This window comes from Bacteroides sp. ET489 (assembly GCF_030518095.1).
GTDB lineage: Bacteria > Bacteroidota > Bacteroidia > Bacteroidales > Bacteroidaceae > Bacteroides > Bacteroides ndongoniae.
Genome location: NZ_JAULLJ010000006.1, coordinates 99,170 through 112,696 on the forward strand (window position 1 = coordinate 99,170; position 13,527 = coordinate 112,696).

Genomic DNA, 13,527 nt, shown 5'->3' on the forward strand with positions numbered 1-13,527 from the left:
CCCGCCCTACTGGCCAAGGCCGCAAAGCCCCGTGCGGAATTGCCGCAGTTCCTGACGCAAGGCCAGCGCCCGTCCGTCAGTCATCCTGTCCAGCAAGGCCCAGAAACGGGGGCCGTGGTTCATCTCGCGCGTATGAGCCAGTTCGTGCAGCAGCACATAGTCTACCAGATGGCGCGGCAGGAGCAACAGATAAAAGGAAAGGTGGATGCTGCCCCGCGCCGAACAACTCCCCCACCGTCCGCAACTCGAATTGATCTTCACACTGCTGTACGTCAGCCCGTTCCGTGCGGCAAGCTGCTGCAAACGAGGCGGAAGCACCACTTTCGCATTCCGTCGCAACGCTTCGTCTATCACCTTGCGCAGCCATGCCTGCAACGCCTCGTCGGCAAAGTCGGCATCCGGCGGACAGACAATCTGCATCTCGCCCACGCCAGAACGGGACAGGAAACGTTCCTGCCTACCGGGCACCAACGTCAGCCGGAAGTAATCGGCATCAATTCGGAAATTCAGGTCGATCAGCGGACGCGCCAGTTTCTGCCGGGCCGCCAGCAGGCGGGGACGCAACTGCTCGATGGCGCGTTTCACCTCGGCAAGCGGCGTACCGGGCGGCACCGTCACGTGTATGCCATCGGGCTTCGTGCGGAACGTCAGCCGCCGTGCACGGGCATCGGCACGCACCAGCAGCGGCCCCAGCTGTTCGTCGTCTATCACATAAGGGTTCGTCATATCAGCGTTTTTAATCAGGCAAAAGAACAAAGATTCCCCGAAACCACCAACAAAACCTCCATCAAACTCTGTCGCCCGCCCCGCAAACATCCCGTCTCCACCGGACAATCCACCCGCAAGACAGTACGCAAAAGCGGACAACTGTCCGTTTCCGAACAGAAGATGATTCTTGATATTTGTTGCAAATCAGCCGATTAGACTTTTGGCACAGGAATTGTCCTACACATACCGACGAAACTTTTTTGAAAAAAACATCGCCAACCGTGCAACTTTTCAACAGGGCTCTACGTCTAACAGATAAACGAAATACTTAAAAACAAAAGATATGAAACGAATAACATCTATCCTTCTGGTCTTCATAATGGCCATCAGCACACAAGCTTGTTCTTTCTCCGGAAACTACGGTTTCGGAAACGGCAAACGCGTCAAAGGTAGCAATAACTATGTGACCAAAGAAATCCGTACCGGCAATTTCAAGAAGATAAGCGTCAGCGGAAGTTCCGACGTGACTTATACCCAGAAGTCCGGCAAACCGAAAGTAGAAGTCTATACCTCGGACAACATCGTCGAACTGCTCGACATCCACGTTAAGGACAACACTCTGCACATCGGCTTCAAGAAGGGCTACAACATATCTTATAACAAGCTCGAAGTGCGTGTCACCTCGCCCGACCTGAACAAGATCAGCGTAGCCGGTTCGGCCGACATTAACCTGGTCAACGGAATAAAGACCGACGACTTCGGAATAAGCGTGGCAGGTTCGGCCGACATCAAGAGCCCCCACACCATCGCCTGCGAAAACATCTGTAGCATTACCATAGCCGGATCGGGCGACATCGATGCCAACGCCCTGCGCTGCAACCGACTTGAGGTTTCGGTAGCCGGATCGGGCGACATGACCATAAAAGATGCCCAAGCCACCAGTGCCAATGCCTCGGTAGCAGGATCGGGTACCGTCACCATCGCAGGAAGCGTGGACAATGCCGAATACAGCGTGGCAGGTTCGGGCGACCTGAATGTTTCCAATCTTCGTGCCCGCAGCGTGTCGGCACAGGTCAGCGGCTCGGGCGACATCCGCTGCCATGCCACCGAATACCTGAAAGCACGCACTGCCGGCAGCGGAGGCATCGGCTATAAAGGCAATCCGCAACTGGATCTTGAAAAGAAAGGCATATATAAACTCTAACAGCAAATATAAATTCTCTCTTTCCGAAGGGTGCGCACCAGCTGCCGCCACAGACTGAACAAACCTGCACAGAAATATCTCAGACACAATGCGGAGAATCCGACCGGAAACTCCGCGACAGCACAGGCAATCTGTGGCAAATACCCGAATAAGAGCACCCTTCCCAATACAGGCAAAAAGGCTTCCGCGAGGAAGCCTTTGCCGTTTCTGCCCGTCCGGAAAAAATAAAAGGGACGCTGCATCACGCGGCGTCCCATTTATCTTAGTTAGTTTCTATAAGAATTTTGAGAGAATTGAAACTTCACAGCTTCTAAATTTCCGTTTTTAATAAAGCACACTAACTATTTATATATATAAAGCAAATGAAAATGTTATTTTAAAAGCAAATTAAAAACTCTACTTCTTCAGTTCCTGCTTCTCCACCCGCTGCAGACTGTCAAGAATCTGCTGCTCGTGAGTTGCCGGCGTCTCCTCCGAAAGAGCTACCGACGGAGCGGAAATCTGTTTGCCGATGGTGTCGGCTGTGGCCATTTCCCCGTTACCGTCATAGAACGAATGCTGCATCACGTTGCCCAGCGAAAGCACTACAGCCACTACGGCGGCAGCCTTGAACAGAGGCATAAAGCGCGACATCAGCGACATACGGCGTGCCTTGACTACCGGTACTTCTACCTGTGCCAGTACGCGCTCGTCGAAATCGTCGCTCAAACGGGCATCGTGCTGAAGCTGCTGGTACACAAACAAGTCTTTGTAACGGAGCAGATGTGCAGGGATGTTGCCCGCTTCGGCGAAGTAGGCACGCAACTGCGCTTCTTCCTCTAAGGAAGTTTCGCACTTCCAATAGCGCTCCAAGAGTTGTTCTATATGTTCAGAGTCCATAACCATCAATATCTATAAATCTTTGTTTTACCTTCTGCCGCGCCCTGAACAGGTTCACCTTCACTTGTTCTTCGGTCAGGTTCAAGGCAGCTGCTATTTCCTTGTAACTTTTTCCCTCTACATCCCTCAGCAACATGATTTGCCGTTGTTTTTCGGGAAGTTCGCCGATCAGGCGGTGCACCAGTGCCATGCGGTCCTTTGTCACCAGTCTGTCGTAGGGGCTCGATGCGTCGGGAGTCTGCTCCAGTTCCGGTGTCAGTTGCACCGTTTGCGCGTCTTTCTTTTCGCTGCGGTCGATGGCGAGGTTTCTGGCTACTGTCAGGCAATATGCCTCTATCGACCCGAACTGCGTCCACTCGTCGCGCTTGTTCCATACCCGAATCAGCGTTTCCTGTACAACATCCTCAGCCTCGGCCCTGTCGAAAACAATCTGCAGAGCCAGTCGGAAGAGTTTATCTTTCAGCGGAAGAATGTCATTACGAAAACTGATTTCTTGCATCTCTATTTACATTGACGGTTAAGTCGGCCGAAAGTTACAGCCGACCCCTGTTTTTTTCTGAAAAAAATATGTTTTTTCCCGATTATCGAATGATACGGGTACCCTCGCCCGGCATATTAATGGCCGATGCTTGCGTGATGATGACCTGCGACACACCTGTACGGAGTGCCTCGAAAGCGTTCTCCAACTTGGGAATCATACCGCCCTGCACCACACCGTCGGCCACTAACTGTTCGAAGTCGGCACGGGTGATTTGGGGAATGACACTGTCGTCATCGTTCTCGTCGCGAAGCACACCGCGCTTCTCAAAGCAGTAGACCAGCGTGACGTCGAACAGCTGTGCCAGAGCCTTGGCTGTCTCGCCGGCAATGGTGTCGGCGTTGGTATTGAGCATGTTGCCGCAACCGTCGTGAGTCAGCGGTGCCATCACCGGCACGACTCCCTTCGCAATGAGGTCGCCCAGCAGGGTTGCATCTACCCGTTCCACATCGCCTACAAAGCCGTAGTCCACGTCTTTCACAGGGCGCTTCACCGAACGGATGACGTCCATGTCGGCACCTGTCAGTCCCAGTGCGTTGACACCGCATGCCTGCAAGCGGGCTACGATGTTCTTGTTCACCAGTCCGCCATAGACCATGGTTACTATCTTCAGTGTTTCGGCATCGGTGATGCGGCGCCCGTTCACCATCTGGCTTTCGATGCCAAGGCGGGCAGCCAGCTTCGTTGCCGAACGTCCGCCGCCGTGCACCAGCACCTTGCGGCCTTCGATGGCGGCAAAGTCGCTCAGCAGTGCCTGGAGGGTGGCTTCCTCTTCTACTATTTTTCCTCCTACTTTGATCAGTGTCAGTTTCTCTTTCATATTCCTTTATATAAATAGTTCACCACAAAGGACACAGAAGAACACAGAGAGGGAAAAACTCTGTGAAACGCTGTGTCCTCTGTGGTGAAAAAGTTTTTTATTCCAAATAGGTATATCCGTACAGGCCCGAACGGTAGTTGGCCAGGAATTCCTTGCCTTCTTCGAGCGAGATGCGGCCTTCCTTCACAGACTGTGTCACCCAGGTTTCGAGCTTACGCACCAGTTTCTTGGGATTGTACTGCACATAGTCCAGCACTTCGGCCACTGTTTCACCGTCAATCAGCTGGTCGATGGTGTATCCCTTGGAGTTGACAGAAACGTGTACGGCATTCGTATCGCCGAACAGATTGTGCATGTCGCCCAGAATCTCCTGATAAGCTCCTACCAGGAAGACGGCCAGGTAGTAGTGCTCGTTGTTGCGCAGCGAGTGGAGCGGCAGGGTTGTAGCGTCGGGGCGCGAGCTGACAAAGTTGGCAATCTTTCCGTCCGAGTCGCACGTCATGTCCTGAATGGTAGCTTCGCGGTCGGGTTTCTCGTCCAAACGCTGGATAGGCATGATGGGGAACATCTGGTCGATGGCCCACGAGTCGGGCAATGACTGGAACAGGGAGAAGTTGCAGAAATACTTGTCGGCCAGCAGTTTGCTCAGTTTGCGGAACTCGTCGGGACAGTGCTTCATGCCACTGGCAATGGAGTTGATTTCACGACAGATGCTCCAGTACAGTTTCTCGATCTGGGCACGGGTGTTCAGGTCTACAATGCCGTGGCTGAAGAGGTCGAGTGCCTCCTCGCGTATCTGCTGCGCATCGTGCCAGGGTTCCAGCATGCTGCGTTGGTTCAGGTTGTCCCAGATGGTATAAAGTTCTTTCACCAGTTCGTGCGCATTCTCGTCCGGTTCCCATTCATCGTCCATCTGCGGCAGGGAGGCTGTTTCGAGCACCTCGAAGATAAGTACCGAATGGTGGGCCGTCAGGCTGCGTCCGGTTTCGGTGATGATGTTCGGATGAGGGAAACCGTGCTTGTCGGCTGCATCGACAAAGGTCGAAACAACGTCGTTCACGTATTCCTGAATGGAGTAGTTGACCGAGCTTTCACTGTTCGAAGAGCGGGTACCGTCGTAGTCCACGCCCATACCGCCGCCGGTATCAACAAACTCGATGTTGAAGCCCATCTTGTGCAACTGCACGTAGAATTGCGAAGCTTCGCGCAGGGCGTTCTTGATGCGGCGTATCTTGGTGATCTGGCTGCCAATGTGGAAGTGTATCAGCTTCAGGCAGTCTTTCATCTCGCGTGCTTCGAGGAAGTCGAGTGCTTCGAGCAATTCACTCGAAGTCAGGCCGAACTTGCTGGCGTCGCCGCCACTCTCCTCCCACTTGCCGCTTCCGCTGGAAGCCAGTTTGATACGGATACCGATGTTGGGGCGTACCTTCAGCTGTTTGGCCATCTTAGCGATGAGATTCAGTTCGTTCAGCTTTTCTACCACCAGATAGATGCGTTTGCCCATCTTCTGTGCCAGCAGGGCCAGTTCGATGAAGCTTTCGTCCTTGTAACCGTTGCACACTACCAGCGAGTCAGGGTCGGTATTGACTCCGATCACGGCGTGCAGTTCGGGTTTGGAGCCGGCCTCCAGTCCAAGGTTGAACTTTTTTCCGTGATTGATCATTTCCTCGACTACGGGTCGCATCTGGTTGACCTTGATGGGATAGATGATAAAGTTCTCGCCCTTGTAGCCGTATTCCTCGGCTGCCTTCTTGAAGCAGCAGGACACCTTCTCGATGCGGTTGTCCAGAATATCGGGAAAACGTACCAGCATGGGAGCAGTCACATCGCGCAACTGCAGTTCGTCTACCAGTTCCTTCAGATCGACGGCTACACCGTCCTTGCGCGGCGTTACCACCACATGTCCCTTTTCGTTGATACCAAAGTACGAAGTGCCCCAACCGGTGATGTTGTACAGCTCTTCAGAATCTTCAATACGCCATTTTCTCATCGACTTGTCTTCTATTTACAGATTAAAATTAATGAATACACGCGCCCGCATCTGCTTCTTCGCATGGAAGGGAATGCGGGACTGCAACAATCAATTAGGAAGTGCAAAAATAAGCATAAATATGACACCCCCTGCATCTTTTGCCCAGAAATACACATTTACAAGGGATTATAGCCCCAACAGGTTACGCAACTGTTGCACGGACTCGGCTATCTGACGCCGGCTTTCCAGCCGTCCGCCATCAAAACGGTAACGGGCCTTCGAGTAATGGGGTTCGCGTTCGCCGAGTGCCTTGACGATGAACGAGCGCAGTTCGTCGTCGGTCTTGCCCTGCAAGATGGGCCGCTGCTGCGTAGCCACACGTAGACGACGGAACAGGATGTCGGGATGAACGTCGAGCAGCACCGTCTGTCCCTGACGGTTCATGTAGTCCATGTTGTCGAAGAAGCAGGGCGTACCGCCGCCGGTAGAGATGACGACATCCTCGAACTCGCCTACTTCGTGCAGCATCGAGCGCTCCAGTTCGCGGAAGCCGTCCTCGCCCCGCTCGCGAAACAGTTCGGGAATGGATTTATGAAAACGTTCCTCGATGTACCAGTCCAAGTCGATGAACGGTACATGCAGCTCGCGGGCGAAAGCCTTGCCCAAGGTTGTCTTTCCGGCACCCATATAGCCGGTCAGGAATATACGTATCATGTTATTTTGAGTTTTTGAGTATTTAAGTTTATAAGTTTTTGAGTTCTTAAGGGGGTTGAGTTTACACGCTGAATTAACTTACAAAGTTACAAACTTATAAACTTAAAAACTCAAGAACTCAAAAACTTAACAAAGGTAAGCAATTCTGCAACGTACAAGAGGGAAAACAAGAAATATTTGTACCTTTGCCGCATGAAAAAGAAACAGAAATACTACGTCGTATGGGCAGGCGTCACGCCCGGCATCTACGACAACTGGACAGACTGCCAGCTTCAGACCAACGGATACGAGGGTGCGCGGTTCAAGTCGTTCGACACGATGGAGGAAGCCGAACAGGCTTTCGCATCTTCACCTTACGACTACATCGGGCAAAAAGCCACCGGTACAGAACAGCCACGAAAAGCTGCCGCAGCCACAGGAGAACTGCCGCCGGAGGTGATAGAGAACAGCCTCGCTGTCGACGCTGCCTGTAGCGGCAACCCGGGACAGATGGAGTACCGCGGCGTACACGTGGCCTCGCGCCAGCAGGTGTTCCACTTCGGACCCGTCTACGGCACGAACAACATCGGCGAATTCCTTGCCCTTGTCCACGGCCTTGCCCTGCTGAAGCAGAAAGGAATAGACATGCCCATCTACAGCGACAGCCGCAACGCCATCGCCTGGGTGCGGCAGAAGCAATGCAAGACCAAGCTGCCCCGCGAGCCCCGCACCGAAGTCCTCTTCCAACTGATAGAGCGTGCCGAGAAGTGGCTGCGCGAAAATACGTACTCCACGCCGATACTGAAATGGGAAACCGAGCAGTGGGGCGAGATTCCGGCGGACTTTGGGCGGAAAGGGTAATGCAGTCTTACTTCTTCGTGTGCAGACGCAAAGTCTCACGGTCAAAGACTTCCTGACTGTATGTCCACTTCCTTTTATATCCTAGCGAACGATAAAGCCGTTCGAAATAGACCTCTTTGCGCTTCAGCCCGTCTGCGGTCAGTACGCACATCAGAAACAGGCAGGGGCGTCCGTCCTTAATGGCATACCACTCGGCCGAATAAGCGTATCTGCCACGCACGGCTTCGGACAGGTTTTTCTCGAAAAGCCAGACGGAATCAGCCCCAAATTCCTGGTCGGCATCGGAAGCCGCATACACCGTCAGCCCTTCCCTTGTGCCAGACTCGACGGCCTGCTTTATGTAATCCGGTTCAGTCTTCGCCCCTCCCAACCAGGCAAGGGTCAAAGCCGAGACATCCGGATAAAAGGCCACACATTCCTCGTCGTCAGACAACAGCATATAGTTGTAGAAAGGTGTCACTCCGCCCGCTTTACGCTCCTCAGGTATCCAACAGGCATCCTGTCCCTGCTGCACAACCTCAAATCCGTCTGGAGTCTTAACCACAAAGCCTGTAGCGCGCCCGGCAAAACGGGCATATCTGTGGAAATCGGGAAGCAAAGACTGTGCCACTCCCTCAATCGAGACACACAGCAACAAAGCTAAGACAGTAGATATCAACTTATTCACGCGAATAAACTTTAGTAAGAACAGATCCTTCATAATTTCGTTTTTTTAATTAACCTCCGTAATATACAAATTCTATCTGCTTCTTTCCATCTCCTCTCCCTTAAGCCTTCCGCCAACACTCCAGTATGTTTTCTCTCTTCTCATAGGCATGAGAATAGTTTTCTCATAGATATGAGAATGTCGTTCTCATAAGCATGAGAATTCCTTTCTCATAGGTATGAGAAAGAATAAAACCTTAGGCGTTGTCCGGCAAAAAGAGTCGGGAATGGTGCGGCAGTGACTAGCGCAAGTCGTAACGCTCGATATATTCGTCGAACTGCGGCTCTTCCTTCAGACCAACCCGACGGAAGAGTGCGGCAATCTTTTCCTGCTCCTCGGGGAAAACAAAGCGCTCGCCGTGGCGTATACGGTAGAACATATTCCGCCCGAAAAAGCCGTACAGGGTAGCACGAGCCATACGGGCTTCCCGGTAAGGCAGTTTTTCAAACTGCTTCAGCACGGCTTCGATGCCTCGTGCATAACGCACCGTCCGGATGGGACGGAAAAACGTACATCCCGCAGCGGCCATCTGCCGGGCGGCAGCAGGCGAGAAGACGCGGATAGAAATATGAGCTGCCGGAACACCTTCGGCTATGGCGCGGCGCAGGCATTCCTTGGCACGGGGGCAGGCATCGTGCAGACAAAGGGTATAATTCTCGGGGAGCAGGGTGTAATCGAAATCGGTTAACATAGGCGTATGGTTAGTATTAGTTGACGAGTTAACAAGGGGACAAGTGGACAAGGGGACAAGTGGACGAGGAAACAAGGAAAGGAACAGAAGAAGACTCCCATTCGTCAACTTGTCCCCTCGTCAACTTGTCATCGTATCAGCTCAGCGACTGCATATCGTTCAGTCGCTTGTAATATCCGTCGAGAGCAATCAGTTCTTCGTGAGTACCACGCTCTACGATTTCGCCTTCGTACAGCACGCAGATCTCATCGGCATTCTTGATGGTCGACAAACGGTGAGCGATGGCAATCGTCGTACGCGACTTCATCAGGCGCTCCAGAGCCTCCTGCACCAGACGTTCGCTTTCGGTATCGAGGGCCGAAGTAGCCTCATCCAGAATCAGGATAGGCGGATTCTTCAGAATGGCACGGGCAATACTGATGCGCTGGCGCTGTCCGCCGGAAAGGCGTCCGCCACGGTCGCCGATCATGGTATCATAGCCCTTCTCCGTCTCCATAATGAAGTCGTGAGCGTTGGCTATCTTGGCAGCTTCGATCACCTGCTCCATCGTAGCATTCTCCACACCGAACGTAATATTGTTGTAGAACGTATCGTTGAAGAGGATAGCCTCCTGGTTCACATTACCAATCAGCGAACGCAAGCTGCGGATAGATACATCCTTCACATTCTTTCCATCGATTATCAGCGCGCCTTCGGCAATGTCGTGATAGCGTGGCACCAGGTCCACCATCGTCGACTTTCCCGAACCGGACTGTCCCACCAGAGCGATTGTCTTGCCCTTGGGCACGGTGAGGTTGATGTGCTTCAGCACCGGACGACCTTCCGTATAGCTGAAGCTGACGTCGCGGAACTCCAACTTATCCTCGAAGTCGGTCAAAGGCAACGGCTGTGCAGGTTCCTTGATAGGATTCTCGGCTTTCAGAATCATATCGATACGGTCCATACTGGCCAGACCCAACGGAATGTTATAGAAAGCCTTGGAGAATTCTTTCAACGGATTGATGATGCTATACAATATCACCATATAGAAGATAAAGGTAGCCGCATCCATCGGTGCATACGTCTGATTCAAAATCAGCGCACCACCAAACCACAGGACAATAACAATGACACACGTGCCCAGGAACTCGCTCATCGGGTGTGCCGAACTCTGACGGATAACCATCTCGTTCATGGCCGTGCGGAACTCATCGTTCGTCTTGGTGAAACGTGCCGACATCTTTTCTTCGGCAATAAACGCTTTGATAATGCGCAGTCCGCCCAACGTTTCGTCCAGCTGCGACATGATGTCGCCCCACTGTGCCTGCGCGGCCGAAGACTGGCGCTTCAGCTTACGGCTGACTACACCCATAATCCAACCGGCAAAGGGCAGAATGACTATGACGAAGAGCGTCATCTGCCAGCTCACGGTGAACAGGGTAAAGAAGTAAATCAAAAGGGCTATCGGGTTGCGGATAAGCATATCAATCGAACTCGTCAGCGAGTTTTCAACGGCCGTCACATCGGCACTCATACGGGCTATGATGTCGCCCTTGCGCTCCTCGGAGAAGAAACTGAGAGGCAGCTTCAGCACCTTATTATATACTTCGATGCGGATATCGCGCACAATACCCGTACGCAACGGCACCATCACCGCCGATGAAGCGAAGTAACCTGCCGTCTTCAGCAGTGTCATAAATATCAGAACGCCTCCCAGCATGACAAGCGTCAGGAAAGCACCGTTCGTCTCTACGAAATGGCTGATCCAGTAATAAGCATTATTCACCAGCACATCCTTATCGAAATGTTCCCAATCCATCGGCTGATATTCGTACACTTTGCCATCTATCTTGAACAGAATATTCAGAATCGGGATAATGGCCATGAACGAGAACACATTAAGCCACTGCGACACGAAGTTCAGGATAACAGCCCATGTCAGATACTTGCGGTAAGGTTTGATGTACCGCTTCATCAAAGAAAAAAATTGTTTCAGCATAATTATCAAGTGAATAACGGGGACAAAGGTAGAGAAAAAATACGACCTCTGCAACAAGAATGAAATATTAGCGAATGCCGGCTATACGCACCACTCGCCAAGGCCTCTTACAGCTACTTCCCCTTACGGCGTAAAGCACGGAAAAGATATTTTGCAAACAAGCCGGAAGCTACAGCCGGAGAAATCTGCCACACCGCACGGCACATGCCCCAGAGGTCTACCACGTCGAAGACACTTCGCAACGAACAAACCAGTATGGTCTTTATATAACTCTTCAATGCACAGTGCAAAACGGCATCGTCCCGGCGGTCGGGATAATATCTGGCAATCCAGTCCACGAACAGAGCGGTAGCCTTCGCCTTCTCCTTGTTGTAAACGATAGAATTGGATATGTTCTCGTTCTCGGCATTCCGCCAGCACACCGGCTGTCCGTACAGCGACACGATGCCACCTGCCAGGTCGGCAAAACGAGCCCATGAGGCATCGTCCGAACACCAAGCCAGCGGAAACTTCACAAAGCCACCTGCCTCAGTATACACATCGCGGCTGAATACATACTCACACGCCGCAGAAGATATTTTTCCGCCAAGCTTGTCCAAGAGGAAATGATAACCCGAAATACAGTCCGCATCGAACGGCGGATTGCTACGCAACAAATGGCCTTCGGCATCGACCAGCGACAACGGGAAACGGAAAAAGACACGGGTATCACCATGCACCGCAGCTGCCTGCAAGATGCGCTCTACGCCGTCAGCGGGCATCAGATCGTCGTCGGAGAAAAGCCAGATTAACGGTTCATTACGGCTCAGCGCAATGCAACGCTCCCAATGACCGGGCAAATCGTTCCGCCCCATATTCTCTTCGAAACGATGGTATACGAGGGGAAACTCATTCCGATAGCGTCCGACAATCGCTTCCAGATTCTGCGGGCTGTTATCATCACCGATGTACACCACAAAATCCTTGCAACTTTGCTTCGCGATAGAATCCAACGTAGCCTGCAAGAAACGACTTTTATAAGCCGGTATCACAATTGCCAGTCTGCTGTCCATACCCTTTACTGTTTCATTCACCATTATTCCTTCATTACCTTACGCCTTTCGTTCCAACAGCTTCTCACCCAGAATCTGCTCGTAAATCGCCATCCGGCGCTCCAGCATTTCCTGCGGATTGTACAAAGCACTCAGCTTGTCGGCAGCCTGCTGCACCAGTTTTTCCTGCAGTTTTTCGTCCTCGGCCAGCCGGACTACCGCATCGGCAAAGGCCGAAGCCTCATCGGCTATCAGACATTCCTCACCACTACGGAAGTCAAGCCCTTCGACTCCTTTGGAAGTAGTGACAAACGGCACCCGGGCAAAGACGGCATCCAGTATCTTCATGCGCATTCCGCTTCCCACCCGAATGGGCACTATGGAAATGGCTCCTTTCAGGAAAGTTGTCAGCTCGTCTACAAACCCCATGAACTCCATTTCCGGGCAGACTTCGCAAAGCCTCTTTGCATCTCCGCTGTTCCACTTTCCTACCAGTTGGAATGTGAACTTGAATCCACGCTGACGCAAAAGCGGAGCTATTCCGGTGCAGAACCAGATGACGGCATCCCAATTGGGCATATGGTCTTCGCCGCCTACAAACACCAGACGATTGGTTTGCGCGGGGACAAACGTATCGGCCACATTTCCCGACTTGCGTATCACTGCCGGAGAAGTATAAATGCGCTCTGTCCGTCCCAAAAGCTCGGCCAGCAAGGCACGGTCGGTCTCAGTCAGTACAATCAGATGCTTATAGCTGTCCAGCGCCCCTTTCTCAAAATCTCTTGCCACACCATAAAGCATACGGTCTTCATTGGTCATCTGCTTGAGAAGTTTCATTTCGTTCTGGTTGCGAATGTATCGCAGTTCATGATGCACAAACACGGTCTGTACATCGTCCGGCAGAACGTAAACCAGTGGTAACAGATCATAGAACTGAGCTTCCACTATGTCAAATCCCATGCGTGAAACCTTGGCCACATAGTCGACATACTGGCTGTCGAAGTTCCTGAAAGTAGAATTCATGATGGTGCCTCTTCTACGTACTTCATTACCCTCGACGGCCTGAGTGCCGTGTGCAACCAGCTGCCTCCTCATTTTGCGGGCAACCGATGCCTGAATCTTTTTCAGCCATTTGTAATACAGCGGATGCTTGATCGAATAACCCTTTTCTTCGTCCCCGGCTTCGAACAGGAAGAACTCTACATCGGGCCAGATTTTCTTCAGCTCCTTCACCGCCTGCCTTTCTCCGGAAGTGTGCGGATTGAGCAAAATAGACACTGACAAATAGCGGCGCATGTAGTCCACCATATTAAAGAAAGCCTGATTACCTCCGGAGTTCAGAGGATAGGGAGGCCAAGGGTTAATTATAAGAATCTTTTTCATCATCGAACACATTCGTAAACGTTTCACATCCGGAGTATCCCGATAACTGCCCAACCGGAATCC

At 52.1% G+C, this 13,527-nt stretch carries 13 protein-coding genes; 2 read left to right on the forward strand and 11 right to left on the reverse strand.

The window, feature by feature from the left end:
- Positions 1-6 precede the first annotated feature (6 nt).
- Entirely contained in the window at positions 7-726 is a 720-nt protein-coding gene (locus Q3C19_RS05165; RefSeq protein WP_302727650.1) for a SprT family zinc-dependent metalloprotease, read from the reverse strand.
- A gap of 325 nt (positions 727-1,051) precedes the next feature.
- Between Q3C19_RS05165 and Q3C19_RS05170 the strand changes: the two genes are divergently transcribed.
- Positions 1,052-1,912, forward strand: a complete 861-nt coding sequence (locus Q3C19_RS05170; RefSeq protein WP_277120662.1) for a head GIN domain-containing protein — start codon at positions 1,052-1,054, stop codon at positions 1,910-1,912.
- A 396-nt stretch (positions 1,913-2,308) separates the two neighbouring features.
- On the opposite strand, the gene Q3C19_RS05175 is transcribed toward Q3C19_RS05170, so the two are convergent.
- The 5 genes from Q3C19_RS05175 to Q3C19_RS05195 all read right to left on the reverse strand — a co-directional run bounded on the left by Q3C19_RS05175 (position 2,309) and on the right by Q3C19_RS05195 (position 6,835).
- The gene (locus Q3C19_RS05175) at positions 2,309-2,791 is read right to left on the reverse strand and encodes a hypothetical protein (RefSeq protein WP_277120661.1); all 483 of its coding nucleotides are present in this window, start codon (positions 2,789-2,791) and stop codon (positions 2,309-2,311) included.
- Entirely contained in the window at positions 2,781-3,290 is a 510-nt protein-coding gene (locus tag Q3C19_RS05180; protein ID WP_022164154.1) for an RNA polymerase sigma factor, read from the reverse strand. The genes Q3C19_RS05175 and Q3C19_RS05180 overlap by 11 nt, the downstream gene beginning before the upstream one ends.
- A gap of 82 nt (positions 3,291-3,372) precedes the next feature.
- Positions 3,373-4,149 carry an acetylglutamate kinase gene (gene argB / locus Q3C19_RS05185; protein ID WP_302727654.1) on the reverse strand — a complete coding sequence of 259 codons (777 nt, stop codon included), beginning with the start codon at positions 4,147-4,149 and terminating at the stop codon, positions 3,373-3,375.
- A gap of 97 nt (positions 4,150-4,246) precedes the next feature.
- Entirely contained in the window at positions 4,247-6,139 is a 1,893-nt protein-coding gene (speA, locus tag Q3C19_RS05190) for a biosynthetic arginine decarboxylase (protein WP_302727656.1), read from the reverse strand.
- Positions 6,140-6,307: 168 nt separating this feature from the next.
- Positions 6,308-6,835, reverse strand: a complete 528-nt coding sequence (locus tag Q3C19_RS05195) for a shikimate kinase (protein WP_277120659.1) — start codon at positions 6,833-6,835, stop codon at positions 6,308-6,310.
- Positions 6,836-7,027: 192 nt separating this feature from the next.
- Here Q3C19_RS05195 and Q3C19_RS05200 point away from each other — a divergent pair, with 192 nt between their 5' ends.
- Positions 7,028-7,675 carry a ribonuclease H family protein gene (locus Q3C19_RS05200; RefSeq protein WP_302727658.1) on the forward strand — a complete coding sequence of 216 codons (648 nt, stop codon included), beginning with the start codon at positions 7,028-7,030 and terminating at the stop codon, positions 7,673-7,675.
- Between the two features lie 7 nt (positions 7,676-7,682).
- Here the strand turns inward: Q3C19_RS05200 and Q3C19_RS05205 are convergent, their stop codons facing one another.
- From Q3C19_RS05205 to Q3C19_RS05225, 5 genes are all read right to left on the reverse strand, one after another.
- On the reverse strand, positions 7,683-8,375 hold the full coding sequence (locus tag Q3C19_RS05205) for a hypothetical protein (RefSeq protein ID WP_302727660.1): 693 nt from the start codon (positions 8,373-8,375) through the stop codon (positions 7,683-7,685).
- A gap of 247 nt (positions 8,376-8,622) precedes the next feature.
- Positions 8,623-9,072 carry a DUF6078 family protein gene (locus Q3C19_RS05210; RefSeq protein WP_302727662.1) on the reverse strand — a complete coding sequence of 150 codons (450 nt, stop codon included), beginning with the start codon at positions 9,070-9,072 and terminating at the stop codon, positions 8,623-8,625.
- 136 nt (positions 9,073-9,208) lie between these two features.
- Positions 9,209-11,050 (reverse strand): ABC transporter ATP-binding protein, encoded by a 1,842-nt coding sequence (locus tag Q3C19_RS05215; RefSeq protein WP_071148366.1) that lies wholly within the window; start codon positions 11,048-11,050, stop codon positions 9,209-9,211.
- Between the two features lie 113 nt (positions 11,051-11,163).
- Positions 11,164-12,102, reverse strand: coding sequence for a glycosyltransferase family A protein (locus Q3C19_RS05220; RefSeq protein ID WP_302727664.1), 939 nt, complete (start codon positions 12,100-12,102; stop codon positions 11,164-11,166).
- 39 nt (positions 12,103-12,141) lie between these two features.
- Positions 12,142-13,467 carry a glycosyltransferase gene (locus Q3C19_RS05225; protein ID WP_302727666.1) on the reverse strand — a complete coding sequence of 442 codons (1,326 nt, stop codon included), beginning with the start codon at positions 13,465-13,467 and terminating at the stop codon, positions 12,142-12,144.
- Between the last annotated feature and the right edge of the window lie 60 nt (positions 13,468-13,527).